14 protein-coding genes, 7 pseudogenes and 1 other annotated feature are annotated in these 23,695 nt (G+C 37.5%); of the genes and pseudogenes, 6 read left to right on the forward strand and 15 right to left on the reverse strand.

Translation table 11 applies throughout. The annotated features are described in order from the left end of the window. Positions 1–4: 4 nt before the first annotated feature. The 3 genes from BLP58_RS05350 to helD form a co-directional block, all read right to left on the reverse strand. A complete protein-coding gene (locus BLP58_RS05350) occupies positions 5–625 on the reverse strand; it encodes an amino acid ABC transporter ATP-binding protein (RefSeq protein WP_013854715.1) in 621 nt (206 codons plus the stop codon). A 17-nt stretch (positions 626–642) separates the two neighbouring features. Further along, positions 643–1,290 (reverse strand): amino acid ABC transporter permease, encoded by a 648-nt coding sequence (locus BLP58_RS05355; protein WP_013854716.1) that lies wholly within the window; start codon positions 1,288–1,290, stop codon positions 643–645. Positions 1,291–1,446: 156 nt separating this feature from the next. Further along, positions 1,447–1,677, reverse strand: a binding site (T-box leader). Positions 1,678–1,720: 43 nt separating this feature from the next. Continuing rightward, the gene (gene helD / locus BLP58_RS05360) at positions 1,721–4,027 is read right to left on the reverse strand and encodes an RNA polymerase recycling motor HelD (protein ID WP_013854717.1); all 2,307 of its coding nucleotides are present in this window, start codon (positions 4,025–4,027) and stop codon (positions 1,721–1,723) included. Between the two features lie 152 nt (positions 4,028–4,179). On the opposite strand from helD, the gene BLP58_RS05365 reads away from it, so the two are divergent. Both BLP58_RS05365 and BLP58_RS05370 read left to right on the forward strand, forming a co-directional pair. Further along, positions 4,180–4,860: a matrixin family metalloprotease gene (locus tag BLP58_RS05365; protein WP_013854718.1), complete on the forward strand. Its 681-nt coding sequence runs from the start codon at positions 4,180–4,182 to the stop codon at positions 4,858–4,860. Positions 4,861–4,923: 63 nt separating this feature from the next. Next, complete coding sequence (locus BLP58_RS05370; protein ID WP_013854719.1) at positions 4,924–5,574, forward strand: histidine phosphatase family protein; 651 nt, start codon at positions 4,924–4,926, stop codon at positions 5,572–5,574. A gap of 39 nt (positions 5,575–5,613) precedes the next feature. Here the strand turns inward: BLP58_RS05370 and BLP58_RS05375 are convergent, their stop codons facing one another. The 3 genes from BLP58_RS05375 to BLP58_RS05385 form a co-directional block, all read right to left on the reverse strand. Further along, positions 5,614–7,416 (reverse strand): FtsX-like permease family protein, encoded by a 1,803-nt coding sequence (locus tag BLP58_RS05375; RefSeq protein ID WP_013854720.1) that lies wholly within the window; start codon positions 7,414–7,416, stop codon positions 5,614–5,616. A 10-nt stretch (positions 7,417–7,426) separates the two neighbouring features. Then, the gene (locus BLP58_RS05380) at positions 7,427–8,176 is read right to left on the reverse strand and encodes an ABC transporter ATP-binding protein (RefSeq protein WP_013854721.1); all 750 of its coding nucleotides are present in this window, start codon (positions 8,174–8,176) and stop codon (positions 7,427–7,429) included. Positions 8,177–8,325: 149 nt separating this feature from the next. Next, the gene (locus BLP58_RS05385; RefSeq protein ID WP_013854722.1) at positions 8,326–9,591 is read right to left on the reverse strand and encodes a TcaA 3rd/4th domain-containing protein; all 1,266 of its coding nucleotides are present in this window, start codon (positions 9,589–9,591) and stop codon (positions 8,326–8,328) included. 88 nt (positions 9,592–9,679) lie between these two features. Here BLP58_RS05385 and BLP58_RS05390 point away from each other — a divergent pair, with 88 nt between their 5' ends. After that, a complete protein-coding gene (locus BLP58_RS05390; protein ID WP_013854723.1) occupies positions 9,680–10,360 on the forward strand; it encodes a hypothetical protein in 681 nt (226 codons plus the stop codon). A gap of 358 nt (positions 10,361–10,718) precedes the next feature. Beyond that, a pseudogene (locus tag BLP58_RS12565) lies at positions 10,719–13,404 on the forward strand (cation-translocating P-type ATPase). Positions 13,405–13,457: 53 nt separating this feature from the next. Here BLP58_RS12565 and BLP58_RS05405 read toward each other — a convergent pair. The 5 genes and pseudogenes from BLP58_RS05405 to BLP58_RS05420 form a co-directional block, all read right to left on the reverse strand. Continuing rightward, positions 13,458–13,850 carry a PTS sugar transporter subunit IIA gene (locus BLP58_RS05405; protein ID WP_013854725.1) on the reverse strand — a complete coding sequence of 131 codons (393 nt, stop codon included), beginning with the start codon at positions 13,848–13,850 and terminating at the stop codon, positions 13,458–13,460. A 136-nt stretch (positions 13,851–13,986) separates the two neighbouring features. Beyond that, positions 13,987–14,124 (reverse strand): hypothetical protein, encoded by a 138-nt coding sequence (locus BLP58_RS12115; protein WP_013854726.1) that lies wholly within the window; start codon positions 14,122–14,124, stop codon positions 13,987–13,989. A 100-nt stretch (positions 14,125–14,224) separates the two neighbouring features. After that, positions 14,225–15,220 (reverse strand): asparaginase, encoded by a 996-nt coding sequence (locus BLP58_RS05410; RefSeq protein ID WP_013854727.1) that lies wholly within the window; start codon positions 15,218–15,220, stop codon positions 14,225–14,227. 11 nt (positions 15,221–15,231) lie between these two features. Next, a pseudogene (locus tag BLP58_RS05415) lies at positions 15,232–16,007 on the reverse strand (MurR/RpiR family transcriptional regulator). A 117-nt stretch (positions 16,008–16,124) separates the two neighbouring features. Next, positions 16,125–17,462: pseudogene (locus tag BLP58_RS05420) on the reverse strand (family 4 glycosyl hydrolase). A gap of 850 nt (positions 17,463–18,312) precedes the next feature. Between BLP58_RS05420 and BLP58_RS05425 the strand changes: the two are divergent. Then, a pseudogene (locus BLP58_RS05425) lies at positions 18,313–18,600 on the forward strand (SEC10/PgrA surface exclusion domain-containing protein); the annotation flags it as partial. A 547-nt stretch (positions 18,601–19,147) separates the two neighbouring features. Then, positions 19,148–19,639 carry a hypothetical protein gene (locus tag BLP58_RS05430; RefSeq protein WP_013854729.1) on the forward strand — a complete coding sequence of 164 codons (492 nt, stop codon included), beginning with the start codon at positions 19,148–19,150 and terminating at the stop codon, positions 19,637–19,639. A gap of 39 nt (positions 19,640–19,678) precedes the next feature. Here BLP58_RS05430 and BLP58_RS05435 read toward each other — a convergent pair whose 3' ends face one another. The 4 genes and pseudogenes from BLP58_RS05435 to BLP58_RS05460 form a co-directional block, all read right to left on the reverse strand. Beyond that, positions 19,679–20,242, reverse strand: coding sequence for a GNAT family N-acetyltransferase (locus BLP58_RS05435; protein WP_013854730.1), 564 nt, complete (start codon positions 20,240–20,242; stop codon positions 19,679–19,681). Positions 20,243–20,617: 375 nt separating this feature from the next. Continuing rightward, positions 20,618–22,144 (reverse strand): annotated as a pseudogene (locus BLP58_RS12635) (IS1096 element passenger TnpR family protein). Between the two features lie 302 nt (positions 22,145–22,446). Further along, a pseudogene (locus BLP58_RS05455) lies at positions 22,447–22,861 on the reverse strand (alpha/beta hydrolase); the annotation flags it as partial. Positions 22,862–23,107: 246 nt separating this feature from the next. Continuing rightward, a pseudogene (locus tag BLP58_RS05460) lies at positions 23,108–23,620 on the reverse strand (alpha/beta hydrolase); the annotation flags it as partial. Positions 23,621–23,695: the final 75 nt, after the last annotated feature.

Consider the following 23,695-nt stretch of genomic DNA (forward strand, 5'->3'; position numbering starts at 1 on the left):
ATAGCTACGCCTCACTTAATGGTTGCACCTTGAGCATTTGATCAGCTACATTTTCCGCAAATTGTAAATCGTGGGTAATAATCAACTGTGTTAAGCCCGACTTTTTCAAGTTCAAGATCATTTTTTCAACTTCTTTACGCAAGTTAGGATCAAGAGCAGAAGTCGGCTCATCATAACATAAAATTTTAGGCTTCATTGCTAAGGCACGTGCGATCGCCACCCGCTGCTTCTGTCCACCGGATAGTTCATACGGATACTGCTTTTCTCGGCCAGTCATCTGCAATTGCTTAAGCAAATCCCGCGCATTCTTTTCCGCAGCTTCTTTGCTTTCTTTTAAAACTTCAATCGGTGCCAAGGTAATATTCTGCAATACATTTAAGTTAGGGAATAAATTGTATTCCTGAAAAACTACCCCTACCTTGCCTGAATCATATTGCTGACCATCAATTAAAATTTCACTGCTGTCTTTATCCTCTAAACCCGCGATAATTCGAAGCAAAGTTGTTTTGCCTGCTCCGGATGGTCCTACAATAGTCATGATTTCACCATCTTTTAAAGTAAAAGAAATATCTTTTAAAATTGGCCGATTATCAAATTCTTTGTATAAATTTTTTACCGTTAACATTTAATTCACGCTTTCTATTACTTGTAGTAAGAAAAATGTTTCTCTAGCTTCTTTAAAGCAAAGACACAAACACTGATTAAAATTAAATAGATAATTCCAACTAAAACCAATGGTACTAGCGTTACATCCCTAGCCATCGCCACATTACCGGCTCTAAGCAAATCACCTAAGCCGATTACATAAACTAATGAGGAATCCTTAACCAAGTTAATTACTTCATTGCCAATCGAAGGCAAGACAATTTTTATTACCTGGGGAATAATGATCTTAGTCATCGTTTGCCAGCGATTTAGTTGCAAAACCTGAGCCGCTTCAAACTGCCCTTGATCAATTGATTGAAAACCGCCACGGAAGATTTCTGCAAAATAAGCAGCATAGTTCAAAACGAAGGCAAACAGTGCTGCCTGATAACGGGGAAAGACAATCTGAATGATTGGCAAGCCATAAAAGACAAAGATCAACTGCATTAATAACGGTGTGCCCCGCATGATCCACACATAAAAATTAACCAACCATTTTAAAGGCTTAATTTTACTCATTTCCCCTAATGAAACTAATATTCCTAATGGAATTGCTAAAATTAACGTCCAAAAGAAGATGCTTAAAGTCATCCCTGCTCCATTCAACAAGGCTGGTAAAATTTCTCCGATATACTTTACTGACATATTCTCACCCTTTATTCCCTAATAAAAAAGTCCCCTTAGGACTAGCCTAAGAGGACGAACTGATCGTGTTTCCACCTCATGTTTGCACTTGCTCACGCAAAATACCTCACTAGGTTGATTATTTATCTAAAGAAAAAGCCCCCGCAGCCAATTGGCTACGAGGACGAACTAATCGTGCTTCCACCTCATGTTCGCAGATTACTCACATAACCTGCCTCACTAAGTTAATAATCAACCTTTAGCTATAACGGGCTATCCCGGATTCCCCTACTAAGTTCAAAGAACCGACTCACAGATGTGACTTCATGCTAGCTCATGTCTTATTTCCACCAGCAAAGACTCTCTATTACTGCAACTAACACTACTGCTTCTGTTCTAAGTTGTTTTTAATGTTGTTTAAAATAGTAAATGATAATTTTGTTTTTGTCAATTATTTTTCTTCATACGTCGTAGAATCCACATCTAATAACGGACTCTTGGTTCCTGTATAAATGACATCCAGTTTATACATTGCCCGTGAAGTGATCGTATAAACTAATTGTGTTTCATCAAGCTGATGATAGTTCTCTTTAGAAGCGCCCCACATGATTACGGCGTCAAATTCTAGTCCTTTAGCTAAATATGATGGGATCACCAAAGTACCATCAACCAGCCTTTGATTGGCTGTAGCAATCAAAGTGGCCTTCTCGCCCTTTGCCTTCAATTGTTCATGAACAAACCGCGCGCTGGCCAAATCTTTAGTAATAATAGCCGTAGTAAAATGTTGCGCTTCATTTTCTTTTAGAACTTTTACTAAGACGTTAACTGTGTCTTTATCAGTCTTTCTGCCCCAGATTACTGGCTTAGGACCCTGGCGGTTAAAGGCTTCGATCTTTTCACCTTGACGCAATATCTGTTTAGTAAAATCAGTCAATTGTTTAGTCGAACGATATGACTTAGTTAGCTGCACCACATCAGTTTTTTCTGGATCAAATAAACCTGAAATTTGCTTAAGCAAGCTGCGACTCTCATCTTTAGTAAAAATTGCTTGATTCAAGTCTCCCAACATCGTGAACTTGGCACGAGGAAAGTTGTACTTCAGATAAGCTAATTGGAATGGCGTATAATCTTGAATCTCATCGATAAAGGCGTAACGCATCTCAAAGTCAGTCCTACGACCGGTAATTAAGTCGTATAAGTATAAATAAGCAGAAACGTCATTCATCGCAATATTATGGCTCTTGAAGTTCTCTTTTACCTCTTCAACGTGCTTCATCCACTCGGCTTCATCAATGTCCCACTTGCCTAGATCCATCATCTTCGGTACGGCACGCAAAAAACTTAGGTATTGTGCCCGCATATTGATAAAATGATTGTGCAAAATCCGCTTGTGGACACCCTTCAAGGCAGCTAATACGATCTTTCTGCCTAAGAAAGCCTCTTCCTTTTTTTCGGATTCGAATTCTTGATCTGGTCGATCATATAAATCATTCAATTGCTCTTGGCTAAGGCCTTCAATTGTTCTAGACACCCAAGCCTTACGTGCTTCAGGCGCAATCTTGCGATTAAGCATCTTGATCAATTCTTCGCGCGTAGCATCAATTCGGTTGGCTAAATTATAATTTTGATTGTAAGAATAATAGATCTCCTTGATCTTTTTCTTGTCAAAATATGGCTTCTTTTTATCACGGAAATAAATATTCTTAAAAATCATGCCGCGTTCATTCAAGTGCTTAGCATACCGCGTCAAGAGATTAAAGAAATTGACTGAGTCTTTAAACTTACTGATATTAGTATCAGCAGTTTGGTCTTCAAATTGCTTGAATAGATTTTCAACGTTCATCCCCGGCAGACGACGGGCAACGAATTGCCAATAAGTCATCTGCACCATGTTTTGTTCACCCATTTCAGGCAAAACGTTCTTGATGTAGTCATTGAACAATTGGTTAGGACTGAACATGATTACATCGCTTGAGGTCAAATTGCCGCGATAGCGATACAGCAGAAAGGCGATTCTCTGCAAAATTGCACTCGTCTTGCCAGAACCGGCCGCACCTTGAACAAAGAGCAAGTCCGCAGAAGTATTCCTGATAATCTTGTTTTGTTCACGTTGAATAGTCGTCACAATTGACTTCATCTGCGTACTGGATTTTTCAGATAAAACTTCCAGCAGCATTTGGTCACCAATTGATTCATTGGTATCAAACATGTTGATAATCTTGCCATCTTTGATCATAAACTGCCGCTTTTTGGTCATGTCGACGGTGATCTCACCTTCTGGTGAGTTGTAAGAAACTTTGCCCAACTTACCATCATAATAAATAGATGAAATAGGCGCGCGCCAATCATAAATCAAGAAATGATCATTCTTATCAGCAAATGAACCCAGGCCAACATAAATGGTTTCTGGCTTCTTTTCGCCTTGCTCCTTGAAATCAATTCGAGCAAAGTATGGGCGCTTCTCAAGTCGTTCCGCCGTACTAAGCTGCTTAGCAGAATGCTGCCAAGCATGTTCACGCTCACTCAATAGCTGTTGCTGCTGGTGAATTGAAAGCGCAGTTTCCATTGAAGTAGAGTAGCCGTCATAATCCAATTTAACATCGTCAAAAAAGTGTGAATTAATATCTCGCGCTTCGCCTTCAGCTGATTTAATTGACTTTTTTAAAGATTTTTCTCGCTCCTTGATCTGCTTTAAAACATTATCAAGGTGTTTTTGTTCAAGTGCTTTTTCATTACTTTCAGTTTTGGCTGTAGCCATTTAATCACCTTTTCCTTAAAAAAACTCGCATTCTATTTTATCATGAGTAGCGCTTTTATTGTAGTTTTCACGCTCATAAGAAAAATACAAGCGAAAATAAGTGAAAAATTAAGCTTTCAAGCTTATAATTTTGGCATTGGAGTTGAATATTCATGAGGACATTTTTTAGAATCATCAGAAATATTTTCTTGCTTGCACTGCTAGCTTTTGGTGTTTGGACCTACAGGAGCAATCCTAATATGCGGATGGCTACGCAAGATTCTTTAGCCATGTTAAATTACCGCATTAGTCAACTGCTCAATACAGGGACAGCTACTGAGCCTCAAATAAGTGATAAGCAGCAAACCAAGACTAGTAAAACTACCGATAGTGATACTGCTAATACTCGGTCCTGGACTAAACCTGAAGCTGACGTATATGTTGATATTCATGATAACCTGCAGCTGTGTTCTGCGGCCATTGATGCCATGAATGCCTGGAACAGAACTGGTGCCTTCACTTTTCATCAGATTAATAATAAAAAAGATGCCCAAATTATCATTAATGTCGTTAATGATAGCAGCACCAATGCGGCTGGTGAAACGGCGACTACTTATAATCCAGCAACTGGTCATTTACTGAAGGCTACAGTTCACTTGAATCGTTATTATTTGCAAAATCAATGGTATGGCTACAGCAATAACCGCATTGTGAACACTGCTGAACATGAACTAGGTCACGTAATTGGACTCAATCACACCAAAACCGTCTCAGTAATGTATCCTAAAGGTTCAATCTACACGATTCAGCCGCAAGATATCAAAAATGTTAGAAAAATCTATCATGAAAAGTAATTTACTTTATTTGCTCTTCTTTTTTTCTTAGAATAAAGGAGAGTTTTTTGATGAGGAGAAAAAATGAAAAGAATTTATGTTGTCCGTCATGGACAAACTTATATTAACCGTTATAACAAAATGCAAGGCTGGTGCGATACGCCTTTAACCGAAGCTGGTATTGAAGGTGCTAATCAGGCAGGCGAAGCATTAAAGGATGTGCCCTTTGATATTGCTTTATCCAGTGACTTGAAGCGAGCTAGCGACACCTGTGAACTGATTATGAAGCACAATGTTAATAAAGACGAATTGCAGCACATTGCCAGTCCATTTTTTAGAGAACAATTCTACGGCTACTTCGAAGGATTAGATTCTGAAATGGCTTGGCGCATGATCGGTGGCGGATACGGTTACGCCACAAGACAGGAAATGTTTAAGCATGAGAGCATCAACACTATTAAAGATTGGATCAAGGAAGCCGACCCATATCATCAAGCTGAAAATGCAAAAGAATATTGGGATCGCCTTGACAAAGGCTTCAAATTAATCAGCGAATTAGATGGTGCAGAAAATATTTTGCTAGTTACCCACGGCTTAACAATTAGAAGTCTATGGTATCGTTATGGCGATAATATTCCGCTAGTACCTGGTCCTAAGAATGCTTCAATTACAATTATGACTATGAGTAATAAGGGTGAAATTAAGATTCCTAGTTGGAACAAGATGCATTTATAAACAAAAAAGCTTTCCAGTTTGGAAAGCTTTTTGTATTTCTTATCTCTTCAAAACAATATTTTTATACAACTTCACCGTTACCGCATAGTAAACGAAGTACAATACGATAAAGATTAAAAATGGTAGCCAGATTCCCATATATGGTTTAGGCAATAATGCTTTAAACAATCTGAGTCCAAAGAGTACATCGATTACACCAAGCACGCTTGGCAATAGGAACAAGACACCGATTTCGCTTCTGATTGATTTCTTAAGCACCTTTTCTCTAGAACCAATCTTATAAAGCATTTCGTAATGTACTTTGTCGCTGGCGGCACCGCTTAAGACTTTGAACATCAAGGTTGAAGCAAGCATGGTCAAAAATGCGATTCCGAGGAAGAAACCCATGAATGCAAAACCACTACAGAAGCCAAGCATCATTTGATAACTAAATGGTTTAGTACCAGTTAGTGCACTTGCCATCGCTGGATTAGCGGCAATTTGCACCTTTTCTAGCTTCATCAAGGTTGGATAATCTTTAGCAAAGTCTTTCACTGTTAATAAAGTGACGAATTTCTTCTGCCCTTTAATTGTCTTCAACTTGTCAGCTGAAACTAAATTAATCTTCTTTTTACCTGCACCTACCATTGTCCCCAACAGCATGTTGCCATATCTATTAGGATTGGTTAAATCTTTAGTCTTCACAGTATATGGCTTGTAAGTTGGAAAATTATTGCCGTGTTGAATAAATTTAATATCTTTAAGTGGACTCTTTTCCAACTCAGCTTGGTTGAAGTAAAGGTCTTTCTGGTTTTCGACATAGTGATAAGTAGCCTTGCTCTTAAGATCAAGCTTAGCCATATTTTTCTTAACAGCTGGGCTATTTTGCATAACTGTTGCATCATAGTATGAGCTCTTAACTGCTTGATCCTTCAATGAATTAAAATTAAGACCTACAGTAATAGCTCCAAGCGCTAAAGCGAAAAGTAATGAGATGACTGACAGAATGCGCGTATAATCACGAATTCTGAATTTTAATTGACCCAAAGTGAAGACGCGAATGCCGTGGTAGGCAAAGCCTTTCTTTTTGAGAAACAGATTAATGATGAGTGTGAAGAATGAATCAAAAGTGAAGTAAGAACCAGCTACGATAGTAACTAAAGCTGCTGGGATAATGAAGAAAATTGCACTAGCTGGCATCCCCATGATGTAGTAGCCTGCAGCAAGCAGTGCCAAGCCCAAGATAGCTTCAACTACTCTTAAGCCATTCTTGCGGCTTAATTTAATTGGCTTTTGGTCTTCATGCAATAAGTCGATCACCTTGCTGCGTACAAGCTTATGCACGTTTCTCAAAGCTGCTAAGAAGAAAATCGCAACAAATAAAATTAATGTCCAGATAATTGCGTTAGGCAAGATTATTTGAAAATGCGTAATCTGCAAGCCTAAGCTGCTAATCACCAGTTTCGAAACAATCGCAGTCAAGCCAAAGCCGATTACGATTCCTAATACCGTAGCCAAGATCCCGGTCATTAAGGTTTCACAGAAGATCAATAACCCAATTTCCGAACTCTTGGCTCCCAGCATCATGAACATGCCGTAGTCGTGCTGGCGCATGCTAAGCAAAAACGAGTTGGCATACACCAGATAAACAAAAGTAATAATTGCGAGCAGAACAATCCCGAAGCCGAAAATAAAGCTCAAGTATTGCCCCGGCGCGTTAACATCTTTACTCATAAAGCCCGGATTAATCGCCAAAGATAAAAACATGTAAAAAATCATGCTGGCTACAACTAATCCTGAAAACAGAACCGTGTAGTCCTTTAGCCGGCTTTTAATCCCGGTCAAAGATAATTTCCAAATCATGATTTCCCTCCTATTCTTCCGTACCCAAGTGGGCGATCAATTCATGGTAAAAGTCAACTCTTGACTGCTTGCCCTTTTCCATTTGTTGACCAATCTTACCGTCTTTAATAAATAAAATGCGGTTGGCAAAACTAGCTGAAAATGGATCGTGCGTTACCATCAAAGTTGTGACGCCATCATTTTTATTCAAATTTTCCATCGTATTTAAAAGTTCTCGTGCACTCTTAGAATCAAGCGCACCGGTTGGTTCATCGGCCAGCAAAATTGCTGGTTCATGCACCAAGGCACGCGCTGCAGCTGCACGCTGCTTTTGACCGCCAGAAATTTCTGCGGGATATTTATTCAAGATTTCTTTAATGCTCAACTTTTCAGCAATCTTATCCACAAGTGGATTAATGCGATTAGTTGAAATGCCGCGCAAGCTAAGTGGTAATGCGATGTTTTCTCGATTGGTTAGATTCTCCAATAAGTTAAAATCTTGGAAGATAAAACCAATTTCTTTACTACGGAAATCTGCCATTTGATTGGTGTTTAAAGTACTAATATCGTGACTATTAATAAAAACTTGACCAGTCGTTGGCTTATCTAATGTTGAAAGAATATTCAATAAAGTAGTTTTACCTGAGCCAGAAGCTCCCATGATTGCTACGAATTCTCCAGAAGCAACCTTGAAGTTGATCCCCTTTAAAGCTTGGTATTGTTTTTCGCCTTTTTTACCGTAAGTTTTGGTGATATTGTCCACCACAAGAATTTCGTTCATTTTAAGTTCCTCGCGTTCTTTGTTTTTGTTCTGCTGTATTATTTAATTAATACACTAATATGATATTGCATTTTTGTCAATCTTTTTAGATAAAAAAATAGGCTTTCTGCTTAAACATCTGCAGAAAACCTTGATAAATTAATGTTTATTTATTTTTTAGTTTTAATTGATTTAGATTCACCAATCGTTTGAATCCTTTGTTGCTGCTCAACATAATGAAAAATTGCGTTTTGATATAACAGCTTTTCCTTTTTTTCCCCCTTATTCTTAAACTTCTTAATTAAGGTCACTTCATAATCAACCTTGCTATAATTACGTCTACCAGGCATCACAGATAAAACCTTGATTTCAACATTAACTTTTTTCAGCTTCTTATCTTTCTTCCAAGACTTAAACCGTTTAGTCAGCTTTTGATAATCAGAATTGTCCTTGCCATTTTCAAAATCATCTTCGCTAGGCTGCTTGAAATTTTCATAGAGGATTCTAGTGGCATCCCCTACCTGAATGAGTCCTGGCCAGATTGGATTAACGATGTAATCACCTTCTGCATCCTGGTAGACATCTTTTTGATTATTCCCCTGGTAATCTTGCGTACTATCATAATCAGTAACATCATCCTCGCTGTCACTGAAGGCAGCAGTAATTGACTGGGATAAATCCGTTACCTTTTCAGACTTGATCGTTTGCCCGTCGCTTTTACTCTTGATATAAATTTCCATCCGTTTGGCAATTGGATAATCCTTAAAAGTATAGGTCCCATTTTTAGTCAATTTGCCTACCTTGCGATCATTGACATAAATAATTCCATTCGGAACGCTGCGAATCTGAAAAGTGGCAGTCTTAATCTTCATATTAACGGTCTTATTTGACCAAATATTAACAATCGAATCGGCATCTAACTGGCGACCGTTGACCTTGGCTTTGACCAAAACATGATAGCGTCCTGGGAAAACTAGCCCTAAATCTTGGTAATAATTCTGGTCGCCACCCTGCATTTGACCATAATTTTTCCGGTCAACATATAAAGTTGAATCCGCGTGATTAGTTTGCACTTGGGGCCGGTAACATTGCACCCGCAACCGATATTTAGGAAAAATTATAAAGTAGCGACCTGATTCTACTAATTGAATCTCGGCACTATCACGATTGTGTCGTAAGTTATAAGCTAAGCGTCTGGCGGCCTTTTTATGTTCCTTGAAGTAACTCTGAAGTGGCTTTAAACTGCTATCCGTAACATTCATATCTGGCGTTGATGGGATCACATACTTAGCCATCTCAGCCTTGGGATTTTGCAAATTAGCTACAATCCGCTCAATTTGTCGATCTTTTGTATAATAAAGACTGCCCAAACCCGTGAAAGCGGCAATGAGCAAGATGATTATTCCAAATGTCCAAATTTTTTTATGCTTTTTCATTTTTACACCCTGTTTAAAATTGCTTTTTCTCTTAGGGTATCAATTTGAGTCAAAATAGCAAATATCTTTTTTCAGCGAGGCAGAATTTATGGAAATTAATTTTGATTTTTTACAAGCCAGTCCCACATTCAAACAGCATTTTCCTGCAGCCAATAAGATTCACAAATTATATACGATTGCAGACTACCGTGACGTCATCAGCAATTCACGGCTTTTGCTTGAAGCACTTACTAAACAGATTTTTCAATTAGAAAACCTCAATCAATATTATCAATTGCCAGCTGGCGAATATCACAATTTACGTAATGACACCCATTATCTACGCTCTGAGGTCAACTATCCTCTCAGCATCATGAATCTTTTTGACGAAGTGCGCCGGATGGGCAACGCGGCAGTGCACGATTTGAAGATTGAACCGGATCAGAAGCAAGCCTGGCGCTGCCTAAGCGATTTGCATGATATTCTAGTTTTTTTAGTCAATAGTTATGATGGAAAGCAGCTTTATTACTTTAGACCTGACATTGCAATGGAAGCACAAACTGATAAGAAACATTATCATCTTAGGAAAAAAGCCCAGCATAAGCCACTTCACTTACATGACCATCAAACATTTAAGAAGACAACACATGACCATGCTAGTCAAAAAATGAAAAGGGCAAAATATTTTTCAAGCAAACCAATTTCAGAATCCAAGCCCCAGTTAGATGCCCCGACTAAAACAAAAGAAAGTTTTCTAACCAAGCTTAAGCATTTTTGGCATAAAAAATAGCAAGATCTCTCTTGCCAAATAAACGATTCCATTAAACGTAGTCAAGTGTACGGAAATTCATGCTGTGACTACTAGCGAGCTGTCATACTCCTCCACGAGAGCAACTCGCACAGTAATCATACCGCAATTGTGGCTATCAAAAAAATCAATTTTTTCTTTCATGAATATAATCAAAAAATGATGATGAATCCTATTGACACTATGTCACTATATGATAAAATTAATTCTAGGATTTATATATTGAGAAGCGCCAATAACGCTGCCAATACACAAATGAAAACTGAACAGGTTTCTCAAATGGAGAATGGCTTACATTGGCTATTCTCCATTTTTTTACGAAAGGATTGATCTGTCCATTATGGATAATCACAGGCAAAGTCCCTGGACAATTGCATCAGCTCAGGTACTAACCCAAACTAATACAAATGAAAATGGTTTAACTGACGAAGAAGTTCCGATACGCCAAAAAATGGCTACAATGAACTAGCAGCTAAGCCGCCCAAAACTATCATGCAGATGCTCAAAGAGCAATTATTCGATCCGATGATTCCGATCTTACTAGGAGCAGCTCTTTTCTCTGCTATTTTAGGCGAATACATTGAAGCAATCATTATTTCTTCAATTGTAGTCTTGAATACCATCATTGGCATTGTGCAGGAGAGAAAAGCACAGTCTTCTCTAGCTGCCCTGCGGGACATGAGTGCACCAATGGCTCATGTAGTCAGAAATGGCAAAGAGAAACTAATTCCAGCTAAAGAATTAGTAGTTGGTGATATCGTCAACTTGCACGACGGCGACATGGTCCCAGCCGATATGCGTCTAATCGAAACTGCTAATTTAAAAATTCAAGAAGCATCCCTCACTGGCGAATCCGTTCCAGTGAAAAAAGACGCGAACGCTATTTTAGCCCAAGACTGCGCATTGGGCGATCGCCGCAACATGGCCTTTAGTTCCTCAATTGTAACTTATGGTCGCGGCCAGGGCGTAGTCACCACAATCGGCATGAACACCGAAATGGGTGCCATCGCGGAGATGCTAGAAGATCAAACGCAAACCGAAACTCCGCTTAAGCGCAAACTCACTCGCGTTGGTCAACTTTTAACAATTATTGGTATTATCATCTGCGTCTTGGTCTTTATCCTTGGTGCAATTTACCAAAAGCCACTAGTGCCACAATTCTTAGTAGCTATTTCCCTGGCAATATCTATTATTCCAGAAGGCTTGCCAGCTACAGCAACGATTGTGATGGCCTTAGGCGTCAAGCGAATGGTCAAGCGCAATGCTTTAATCAAAAAATTGCCTGCGGTTGAAACTTTAGGCAGTGCGACTGTAATTTGTTCTGACAAGACCGGTACTTTGACCTTAAACAAGATGACTGTTACTCAAATTGCCACGGATGATTTTAGTCACGCAATCGATGTTAAAAGCATGCAAAATAGCCCAGGCGTGCAAGCCTTAGCGTATGCCGGTGCTCTTTGCAACGATGCCAGCATCAATGGCAAGCATGAAATTGGTGATCCCACTGAAATTGCATTGATTCCATTTGCGCAAAAGTTGGGTTTGGAGCAAAGCAAATTAAAAGAGGAACATCCCCGTTTATTTGAACAGCCTTTTGACTCAGATAGAAAACGAATGACGACTCTGCATGAAATCGATAACCAATACGTAGCCTTCACCAAAGGCGCAGCTGACGAAATTTTACCACTATGCAGTCAGATTATGATTAATAACAACGTTCGTCCAATTACTGAACATGATCAAAAACAAATCATGCAGCTCACTAAATCTATGTCAGCGGACGCATTGCGCGTATTGGGCTTTGCTACAAAAGTGGTAAAGAACATCCCTGATGCCGGAACTGATTTAGAAAACAATTTAACCTTCATTGGCGTTAGCGGCATGATCGATCCACCACGTGAAGAAGTAGCTGAATCTGTACAAACCTGTCGCGACGCAGGCATCCGCACCATCATGATTACCGGTGACCACAAGATCACCGCTTTAGCTATTGCTAAAAAACTGAATATTTATCAAAATGGCGACTTAGCCATCTCTGGCAACGAACTTGATCAGATGTCTGACCAACAATTGGATGAAGCTGTCAAAAGAGCAACTGTTTTTGCCCGTGTTTCACCAGCAGATAAATTGCTTTTGCCCGTGTTTCACCAGCAGATAAATTGCGCATTATTCAAAGCCTAAAGCGTAACGGTGAAGTAACGGCCATGACTGGCGACGGCGTGAACGACTCACCTGCTTTAAAAGCAGCCGATATCGGCGTAGCTATGGGTATTACCGGTACCGATGTAGCGAAAGACGTGGCCGATATGATTTTGCTAGATGATAGTTTTACTACTATTGCCTATGCGATCAAGGAAGGACGCCGCGTTTACCGCAATATCCAAAAAGTAATCCAATTCTTGCTTGTGGGTAATATTGCTGAAATTACGACTTTGTTTGTCGCTACTCTTTTCAACTGGGATGCCCCATTATTGGCGGTCCGTATTCTATGGGTTAACTTAGCCACTGCTACCTTACCAGCTTTAGCTTTGGGTGTAGACCCAGCAAGCAGAAATATCATGAAGCACAAACCAGTCAAGAGTGGTACTTTATTTGAAAAAGATCTAGTCTGGCGGGTAATTACCCAGGGAATCTTTGTCGCATTGATGACTCTGATCGCTTTCTTTATCGGTCTAGCAACTGGCAACCAAGTTGTCGGTCAAACCATGGCTTTCAGCGTATTGGCCTTGTCACAAATGCTCAGAGCATTCAACCAGCATTCCAATACCGATCCAATCTGGAAAATAGCAACTGGCATGAATATCTGGCTAATTATTTCATTCCTAATTTCTGCATTCTTCATGGGCATTATTCTCTTTGTTCCTGCAATTCAAAAAATCTTCTACGTTACTAGCCTTTCAGCTGGCCAATGGATCGTAGTCATTGCTTTGGCAATGTCATCAATTGCTCAAGTTGAAGTAGTTAAAGGATTTAAAAAGGTGCGCAATAATCTGGTGCGAAATAGAGATAGTTTAATCGAAGACTAAAAATAAGCATAGTAAAAGACGATAGAACAGTTAATTTATCGTCTTTTTCGTTGCTAAACTAATTGCATTTGATCTACAGCAATTTGATTTCTACCAATTTCAATTGCCTTTTGTGCAGAATCATCAAGAGAAGCAGTAATCAGTCTGTGACTTAATTCCAATACCATTGGCAAGTTAACGCCACTAACTACGCGAACACGATCTGGATGCTGCTGCTCATATTCTTCTGCAATCAGATGTGGTGTGCCATTCTTTAAGTCGGTCAAAATTAAAACTTGACCTGCCTGATATCTTTGCATTATTTGAGCAAAACGCTCCTTAAAGTCCCGAATACCGGTATCTGTCAATTCAATTGAAGCGATTTGATCATTCTTGCCTGCTAACATATCATGTGCAGAGATCAAACCTGAAGCCAAGCCTTCATGTGTCGCAATTAAAAGTTCCATAAGTCCAAAATCCCCTTAATCATTGTAAGCGATTTCTACACTCAATATTTTAACATAAGCACTTGCTAATTGCTGAAGCAACGCGGTTTTATCATTTTGTTTTAACAAACAGCGATCACTCTCGTGACCGCTTAATTTACTTTTTAATAATCGCACTCGAAATCTTGTTAGTATTAGATTCAATCAATTGATTCGAGTTATTTACAAAAAGGGAAACACCTATTCCTAATGCCGCAAGGATAATCCATATTCTTTCTAAAGTTTTACTCTTCATTAAATTGCACGCTCCTTTTTCCCTCTTTTATTATACAAGGTTGTACTTATAATAGCAGTGACTGCGCTTACAATTAATCAATTTGTAAAATTTTTTAAATTTACTTAAGACTTACCTCGCCCGTAACGTTAGTGCCAAAAAACTTAGCGATTTCATTTACATTCATCCCTTGGCCTAAGGCCCACATTAATTTAGTAATTGCACTCTCAGAAGTCATATCGCACGCACTGATCGCGCCCTCCAGCAAGGCTTCACGACCAACTTCATACTTGGTTAAATCGCTACGCTCATATAAACACTGGCTGCTAGCAACAACAGGGATCCCTTGTCTAATCAACTTTCCAATGGCAGCTACCATGTTCCGCCGAATAAAATTCATCCCGCCTAAGCCATAGGCTTCAATGACGATTCCTCGGCAGCCACTATCAACCATGGCAAAGAGCAAATTAGGATCAAAACCAGGAAACAATTTAACTAAAGAAACATGCGCGTCAATTTTAGTATTTAATACTGGATTGCCATCATGCTTTTTTTGGAAATCATCATCTTTATTAAAGACCAAACCATCTGAAGAAACAGTTGCCACTGGCGGCACATTCACGCTCTCAAAAGCGTCAAAATTGGTGGTTCTCACCTTAACTGAACGGCAACCGAGCATTACTTTATTATGAAAGGCTAAATATATATCTGGTGGACAGCTTGCCGCTGCCGCAAAAGCCAACCGCAAATTATCATGCGCATCACTTAAAACAACGTTGATCGGTACCTGACTCCCCGTTAACACTACTGGAATATTGATATTTTTTAACATAAAAGACAACATTGAAGCCGTATAAGCCATGGTGTCTGTACCATGCGAAACTACGATGCCATCATAGTCATTGCGATATTTATAAATATTCTGTGCGATGAGCTTCCATTCTTCTGGCTGAATATTAGAAGAATCTAGCTGCAAGATATCGCGCACCTGAATCTCATAAGGCAGCTTACCTAGCATCTTAATTAATTCCTCGCCAGTTTCTTTAGGCACTAGACCTGCATTAGACGCTACAGAAGCAATCGTGCCACCCGTTGATAATAAAAGTATTTTTTTCATCGTTCTATCCCCTATTTTTGTAAATCAAGATGCCTGCCATATTCATTCATAATCAAGTCGATTAAGACATATGCCGAACTAAAAGTTACCGCGTTTTGATTGCTGATTTGAAACGGCGTCGTCCTGAAGAAAAAACTGTAATCACTCAAAGAAGCAAGCTTTCCTGGCTGCCAGCTAGTTAGCGAAACCAACTTCAACTTAGTATTTACCACATCAATTTTCTTTAGTTCTTCAATAATCGTCTTATTAAAGCCACCAAAAGAAATCACAAATAACATATCCTTATTCTCAGCAGATTGTCCGAGCATTGATACCTCATCACGAGCACTAGGCAAAATGATCGCCTTTTTCCCCACTAAGAAAAATGAATGTGACAAGTACTCAGCAATAATCTGCTGCTGCCAACCGGTTGAATAGATATAAATGCTCTCAGCTTGATCGATATCGGCAAATAATTCGCTGAGGTTTAAGCCTTTGAAGTACTTAAAAGTTTCTGTAATGATTTTCTGCAAATTATTATCAAAGTCTAGTTCACGTGAACGCTTTTGATTTTGCACTTTTCTAGCCGCGAGTTCCCTAATTCGAACTTTAATTCACTAAAACCACTAAGCCCTAATTTTTTGCTTAAACGAAAAATAGCAGACTTAGAAACATATAACTTGTGCGCTAATTCTAACAAACTCAACTTGCTGGCAGCTTCCAGATACTCTAACAAGTAACTCACAATGGCTTTATCAGTATCATTGAAGCCCTCTTTTTTCTTCATGACTGCTGTTTCTAGATCCATCTATTTTTGTCCTTTCTAGCGACTTTCTTCCATATAAGGAAAGAATAGCATGTTAGACACAAAAAAGGTAGCTATCTTCAACGGATAGTTACCTTAATATGTTGTTTTTAGTTATGACTATTTTAATTCTGGCCAATATGGGGCGTTGACTGGAAGCATGTCATCCAAGATCTTCTTGGCAACACTTGCATCTGGTACGGTCTTGTTCAAAGCAAAGGCTTGCAGCATCTTTTGGTAAGAATGCTCAACGTAAGCATCAACAACCAGCTTTTCACAAGTTTGTTGCTCCATCATTAAGCCTCTTTGGAAGCGACCAGCTTCACCAGTAGCCATTGGTTGAATTCCATCTGCACCTAACAATGCTGGTACTTCAACGATAGAATCTGGATCCATGTTGGAAATAGCACCATTATTAGCACAGTTGGCTAAGAACTTTTCATGAGTGTTGTAAGCAATCGCATGAATAATATCTACAATATATTCTGAATGCAAGCCTGAGATATCCCAAATGTTGTCCTTAGCAGTACCAGCTTTAACGATTCTTTCACATTCGCTAAAGACAATCTTCTGCCGGTGTTCACGAATTTCATCTGTACGAGTATGCTTGGGATCAGCATTAGCAACTTCATATTGTGGGAAGTAGTAATACTGCATGTAGTTGTTTGGCAAGGTTTCTGGATCCATCTTGTAATCATCGGCAACCTTCTTAAAGGTAGCTTCCCAGGAAGCTTCAGTATCCTTATCATAGTCGCCGCCTACCCAGTAGCCGTGTTCTTTAACGTATTCTTTCAGCTTAGGCATCAAGTCTTCGCCGGTCTTCTTGTTTCTAACTTCTTTCCACCAGCCAAAGTGGTTCAAGCCGTAGTAGTTGAAGTCAATATCATGTCAACTGTTCAAACCGCAGATAGCAGCCATTCTGTCCATGTCATCAATTGGCATATCACAGATGTTGATTACTTTAGCATGAGGACGAAGACGACGGCAAGCTTCAGCTACAATCGCAATCGTGTTGGAATAGTTAATCATCCAAGCATTTGGTGAGTATTCTTCCATCCAGTCAATAATTTGCAAAATTGCTGGAATTGAACGAAGACCGTAAGCCATACCTCCGGGTCCTGTAGTTTCTTGACCGTTCACGCCGTATTTTAATGGAATCTTTTCATCTAAACTTCTCATATGGTATTTACCAACACGAATTGAGCCCATTACGAAGTCAACGTCTGTAAAGGCTTCTTTTGGATCAGTAGTATATGAGAACTTAATTTGTGGAGCTCTCTCCTTCATGATAATTTTTACAGCTTCACCAATCTTCTTTTGGCGTTCCGCATCATTATCATAGAACTTCAATTGTCTCATTGGGAACTTGTCTTGACTCTTGATTAAATCAAGTACAAATCCTGGGATAAAAGTACTACCACCACCGGCAATAACTACTGAATATTTCTTACCATTCATGGTTAAAAGTCTGCTATATATAAGTTTTTAAACTCGCTTTAGTTATCTGACAGTTATATTTATACCATGTTTCAAAGTTATTGTATTCGTTTTCAAAGCTTTCAGACTTTGTTTCAAGTCTTGGAACTCGTTTCGAATGACGAAATATTTTTTATGGCAATAAGTATTGATCTGACAAGTCTTTATTAGTATCTACTTATATTGAATTTTTAAATACCCTATTTATTGTGAAATATCTACTATATTGAAGCAATTCAAATCTATACGCTTACCAAGGCCAATTTTATTGTATTTTTGGCACTTATTATGTTTATTGCCTTATAAATATACCATATTTTGGCATTGCAATATATATTTTAAATTATATATAATTGACCACAATATTTAGATAAAAACGTTATTTTTTACATATTTTGTGGTTTATTTAATTAAATTAGCTGCACACACTCCCAAAGCTATATGCAAATATTTAATTAGAATCAATCAACTAATATCCCCGGTATTATGGGATTCTTTAGTTTAATTAATCGCTTTTTATTTATAACTATAGTTATTTTTATATATTTTAATATATAAAAGTGCATTTCAAATTATTTATTAGCCGTATAGTTTTGATGATTTTAAGCCTACAAATGACATAACACCAAGCTTTTGCAAGGAAATATATATACTTTTTTTAATAAAGGTGTTATTCAATCTTTACACATATAGACTTTAATTCTAACCCTGCTATTGTATCTAGGTGAAGAGACTTATAGCAGAACTTAAGAAACCGACTACTTCTTAAGTGTTGAGTTTATACATTGGGAATTTTGATAAAAAGACTTTTTTAACATAGGGGATTAGGAAAATGAGAAAGAATGTTAGACTTTTATCAACCATTAGTATTGCAGCTGCTTTAGCAGGTGGTGCCGTAACGACTTTAAACGGTACTACAAATAACACTTCAACTGTTAAAGCTGCTTCAATCACATTGCCTTCAGGCTATACCAAGAAAGCCGTTATTAAATGGAATCAAACTGGTAAAGCAAGTAAAGCTTTAATCAATGCCTCAAAGAAAGGCATGAAAGAAAATAACTATAGTGATGCTGGTTCAGATAATACTTTAGTTAATGTAACTAAGTTAAGTCACAGCCAAAACTATAAGAAATTTAACCATTAATTGACGTTGTAGTTTAAAAACTTAATATAGTTCCTAATCCAAGGGTTCAAGTGGTTCAGTCACCTGTTTGAACTCTTTTATTATGCCCTAAAATATTGAACTGCTTATTAAAAATATTAATCAAACATAACAAAAGAACCTGAATTGTTTATGCTTTTCAAACAGTCTGGTTCTTTTGTACTGTCTATTAGGCAATGCTAATATTTATATAGGTCACTGTCACAGCTCGTCATTACAGCATTTATGACTAAAATCATTAATTTATTAGACCCTATTAATGTTTCAGTTAAAAAATAATGTCAGTAGGTTATTTCTCTCCTTGCCTTAATAAAAATTTTTTCTACAAAATTATTCTACCTAATCCAAGCCCATCAAGCTTACATTCAACTATAAACTATATATTATCAAAAAAAGCTATTGCTATATTTTTATATAATTGATATATTTTTAAAGTACTATTTCGTAATAGGAGGAGTTGCGTTGAAAAACGTTACCATAAAAGAAGTGAGAGGGATAATAGTTAATGAATAATAACCGCCTACATTTGACCTTAAGAAAAGACTTGGCCAAGCGTACAGTAAAAAAATACTCAGTTACACAATATTGCAAAACCTTAGGAATTGGTCGCAGCGCATTTTACAATCAGTATGATGGAATGCCTGGATTAATCTGTCATATCTTAAAGCATGAAATTGCACTCCATTTCCGTGAATATCAAGATTGCAGTTTAAAGCAGCTAGTCTATGGTTTTCTCAAAGAAATCTACGATTTACGCGTTTACTACAACAATATTTATCATTTATCGATTAAAAATAATTGTAAACGCCATATCTGCCAAGAAATCAAAAACAAATTTTTTAAAGAATTACAGCAATATCTGATTAAGAGTGATTATTCTAACAAGAAGATCCTTAGTATCAGCAGCGTTACTATTTATCGAGTAAAAGATTGGGTTTCTCATGGTTGCAAAGAAAGCATTTTACAAATTTATTCTGAAATCGAACCTGCATTATAAGAAAAACAGATCTGGAAATTCCAGATCTGTCTTTTATTTCTAAATCCGCTTAATCATATGATCATAGGTCCTATCGCCAATAGTCATTGATTTTTGAACTTGATAGCCCTTATGCTCATATAATCTTTGAGCACGGGGATTTTCTTGATCAACATTCAAGCTAATAATCTTATAGCCATGTTGTTTAGCAACTTCTTCAGCTTCATCCATCAAGTGGCTAGCGATCTTTTCACCCCAGTGATCGGGATGAACGGCTAACGCGTCAATATACCATTCATGAGGCCAAGCTTCTTGATCATCAAAGATTACAGTGGGCACTGGCAAGCCAGTCTTAGCATAATCGTGACGCAATACGACATCAATAATCTTCTGATCCTTATAAGGATACATATCTAGAATGCCGGTAACCTTACCATCCTTCTCTGCTACCCAGATACGACGATAAGAATAGCGATAGTCCTCAGAAATGAAACCCAACTTCATTAAGCTGTATAATTGATCCTCAGGCAATGATTCAATGGATTTCATTTGCATTTCGTCAAAAATTTGCTTAAGAATTGGATATACTAATGGAAAGTCAGTCTTTCTTGCTTGTCTAATCATTTTTACCTCGTTTAAACTGTCAATATAGTCTTTATAACTAGGATAACATGAAGAACAATGAAGACGAAATTTATGCTTATTTAGCCTCTTTTCTATCCAAATTATCAAATCTATGGTATATTATAAGTAGGTAAAGTAAGCGCTTACTTTGCAAGATGATTTGATAGAAATGAGGTGTTGTTGTGATATTTGATAATGAATCCGATGATCTTTTTTTCAATGGAATCAATACTTACCACAATATATCGAGACACCTATCAAGCCAGGAGTCTAAGAATCATGCGTAGAGTGCTTGATTTGTGTTCTGGATATTAAAAAATGAGAATTGCAGCAGTTGCGGTTCTCGTTTTTTTGTGTTTAATTCATAGTAACTAACTATTCAGCTAGTTCCTTATTCAATTCATTCATATCAAACTGATCTAAATCTATCTTTCCACCCAACCAATCTAATAAATCTGGATCTTGTTCATCATCCGGAGTGTCATAATATTCTTGTAGCATATCTATTCCACCAATATCATCGATAATACCATAACCATGACCAGCAAGAATTCTAGGATGAGCCAAATGCTTTTTCGATTTATATATCTTCTTAATTATTATTTCAAATTGCTAGCAATCACCATAATCATATGTTAATAGCAATTGATCATCCTTAGTAAAAAACGATACTTTTGCGTTTTCAGGATCAATATGATCATTATCAAAATGTTGACGAATTTTAGAATCATATATATCAAACATATGCCCAAATTCCGTTCTAAACATGGTTAGAATAGCAATTTCCAGATCCTCCACAGTACTGCTCCCATTAATTATAAAGCGACGCCACATGGCAGGCTTAAATGCACACATTTGTACCTGCATTTCATAAACCATGTCGTTTCGCTTTTTATTTTCCAATTCCATACTTTCCAAAGGATCTGAATTTTCGCCATCTGGCACCGCCACATTAGAACTTAATTGCCGATACAAATATTTCAAATTCTTTTCAGTTTTCTTGGCATCCTTCTTACCAATTGTTCCTTCTTCACCTAAAAAATTATAAAACTCAATAAAGCAGTGAAAGATATCATCCAAAAACATCTGACTATAACGTTTGCTTACCACCTTCAACCAAATATAGGAAGTGGACGCAGCTAAATTGCTGGTAACGAATAGAATCTTCTTTTGCAATAAATAATAATCTTGAAAATCTGAAAGAAGAGCACTACCAATTGAAAATAGCTCTATATTTTTTTGATATAAAAATTTCGATACTACTTTTTTATTGTAGTCTCTCACTTCTTTTACTATTTTTGCATTGCCACGCTTAGGTTTTCCTTCATAGTCCTTCCACTGTTGCCAATTGATTTTAGAATTTAAATTAGCATCCATTGGCTTAATAGGTAAAGTATCATTTACTTGCTCTTGCATTTTAGTAAGGATATTATGTCCCATTTCGTAGTCTATTGAAGGATAAGCTAAAGATAGCAATACTAAGTCGTCAACAGTAGCAGACTTAGCTGAATGTGGAATATTAACTAATTGTGATAATACATCCACATTATCTTCCAAGTCACTCTTAGCTCGTTTAAATGCCTTAGTTGTCGTCGAACGATTATTAGCAATAAATTTAACTTGCTGATCTTGAAAAAACTGCATTACCCTTTCCTGTTGCTGAGAAGTGATAAAATCATAATTCTTAACTACCTCATGTAGCACTTTCTTAAACTGATCAGCTTTTAACTTAGTCAACAAAATAGGTAATCCTGTATTCTTTTCAACTAATAAATAATATTGTTGTCCCTTAATATTTACTTTATCAGCTGTCCACAAGGTAAATAAATCTTTCGATATTGCCTTTTTATCTGTACTTGTTAGTTCATCAGCAAGTGACTTACCATACTGTATCTGTAACATTTTTTAACCCTCACGTAATTTTTACCTATGATCACCTTTATTCAAGCAAAAACGCTGTCACAAAGCAAAAAAAGTGAAGCCTTTTATCGCCTCACTTACCAAACAATTCCGAATAAATCTGATCAGCTGCCTTGCTTAGACCACCATAATTGCTGCTATCCACGCTTTGTAAAACTACCGCATTCTGCCCATCTTTGGAAATACGCAAGAAGTTGCAATAACCACATCCTGCGCCATTAGATTCATAATGATTGCCTTTGTCGTACAAACCACCACGATAGCCAGCGCTGTTATTGCCAGGAGCATAGATAATCCCCAACCGCAAATACCAATAATCCCTACTTTTTCGAGATCAACATTATCGAGATTGGTTAAATAGTCAACGGCAGCTTGGAAGTCTTCAGTGTTGATATCAAGTGAGAAAACATCACGCACATTGCCACCACTTTCACCAGTGAACGATGGGTCAAAGGCAATAGTCAAGTAGCCCTTTTCAGCCATTGTCTGAGCATAAAGGCCGCTTGATTGTTCCTTAACTGCACCGAATGGTCCAGCAACAGCTAAGGTAGGTAATTTACCAGTATAATTCTTAGGTGTGTATTGATCAGCAGCTAAAGTAATGCCGAAATGATTGGTAAAAGTTACCTTTTTGTGGTCAACTTGATCGCTTTTAGGAAAAACTTTATCCCATTCTTGAGTTAAATGAAGTTCTTGCATGTCTTTCTCTCCTTTTCACACATTTAATTGTTAAACAAAGTATAAAAGAGCCTAATTAGCATGTTAAATACTTATTTTAAATCAAATTCAATAACTAATAGTTATGAATAAAAGCAATAAAAAAACGAATCTCAACAGATTCGTTTCAAAGAGTATTAATTTAACTATTGTCGATAATCGTAAATTTCACAATATTTGAACTTATAGATTCTTGGACTAAGTTTAACATATCTTTTTCATACTTTCTTACTTCCATAAAAAGTTAACTAAAGCACGGTTAACCTGGGCATTATTATATAGTTTGCTATGTTGACCGCCTTTACCGCGAATCATTAATTGACGGTATGACTTAGCTCTACCATTGATTAAGTATTTCAATGATTGAGCTGATGCATTAGATACATCCCCATCGGAGTTGGTTCCATCTTCAAGATTACCGTAAATATTTAGTACTTTAGTATTCTTAGGAAAAATTTTGCGCAAAGATAATAAATTACGATATTCAGGCCGCATAATACTTGGCTTGCCAGTCTTTTTATCTATCTTCAATTGATGTCGCTTGTCATTCATACCAATAATCCCATCATAGTGTCCAGCCATAGCTACTAAATGGTCGATTTGTGGAAAGTTCTTTTTCCCAGCATTCAATTTAATGTAGGAAGCAACTTCTAAGTTCCCCATTGAGTGAGCTACAATATTAATTTTTGAATAATGATATTTGTTTCTTACTAAATCGATAGCATTTTTAACATAGCGCGCTCCCGTAGAGTCGTATGCATTAGCATATAGTCAGAAATTATTAGTTTAATTATTTCATAAGCAATCACTTGATAT

This window comes from Lactobacillus kefiranofaciens (assembly GCF_900103655.1).
GTDB classification, from domain to species: domain Bacteria; phylum Bacillota; class Bacilli; order Lactobacillales; family Lactobacillaceae; genus Lactobacillus; species Lactobacillus kefiranofaciens.

Bases quoted from the DNA above. Each gene is read 5' to 3' on its own strand.
- BLP58_RS05350 (WP_013854715.1), bottom strand. From the start codon at position 625: ATGTTAACGGTAAAAAATTTATACAAAGAATTTGATAATCGGCCAATT.
- BLP58_RS05355 (WP_013854716.1), bottom strand. From the start codon at position 1,290: ATGTCAGTAAAGTATATCGGAGAAATTTTACCAGCCTTGTTGAATGGA.
- helD (WP_013854717.1), bottom strand. From the start codon at position 4,027: ATGGCTACAGCCAAAACTGAAAGTAATGAAAAAGCACTTGAACAAAAA.
- BLP58_RS05365 (WP_013854718.1), top strand. From the start codon at position 4,180: ATGAGGACATTTTTTAGAATCATCAGAAATATTTTCTTGCTTGCACTG.
- BLP58_RS05370 (WP_013854719.1), top strand. From the start codon at position 4,924: ATGAAAAGAATTTATGTTGTCCGTCATGGACAAACTTATATTAACCGT.
- BLP58_RS05375 (WP_013854720.1), bottom strand. From the start codon at position 7,416: ATGATTTGGAAATTATCTTTGACCGGGATTAAAAGCCGGCTAAAGGAC.
- BLP58_RS05380 (WP_013854721.1), bottom strand. From the start codon at position 8,176: ATGAACGAAATTCTTGTGGTGGACAATATCACCAAAACTTACGGTAAA.
- BLP58_RS05385 (WP_013854722.1), bottom strand. From the start codon at position 9,591: ATGAAAAAGCATAAAAAAATTTGGACATTTGGAATAATCATCTTGCTC.
- BLP58_RS05390 (WP_013854723.1), top strand. From the start codon at position 9,680: ATGGAAATTAATTTTGATTTTTTACAAGCCAGTCCCACATTCAAACAG.
- BLP58_RS05405 (WP_013854725.1), bottom strand. From the start codon at position 13,850: ATGGAACTTTTAATTGCGACACATGAAGGCTTGGCTTCAGGTTTGATC.
- BLP58_RS12115 (WP_013854726.1), bottom strand. From the start codon at position 14,124: ATGAAGAGTAAAACTTTAGAAAGAATATGGATTATCCTTGCGGCATTA.
- BLP58_RS05410 (WP_013854727.1), bottom strand. From the start codon at position 15,220: ATGAAAAAAATACTTTTATTATCAACGGGTGGCACGATTGCTTCTGTA.
- BLP58_RS05430 (WP_013854729.1), top strand. From the start codon at position 19,148: ATGAATAATAACCGCCTACATTTGACCTTAAGAAAAGACTTGGCCAAG.
- BLP58_RS05435 (WP_013854730.1), bottom strand. From the start codon at position 20,242: ATGATTAGACAAGCAAGAAAGACTGACTTTCCATTAGTATATCCAATT.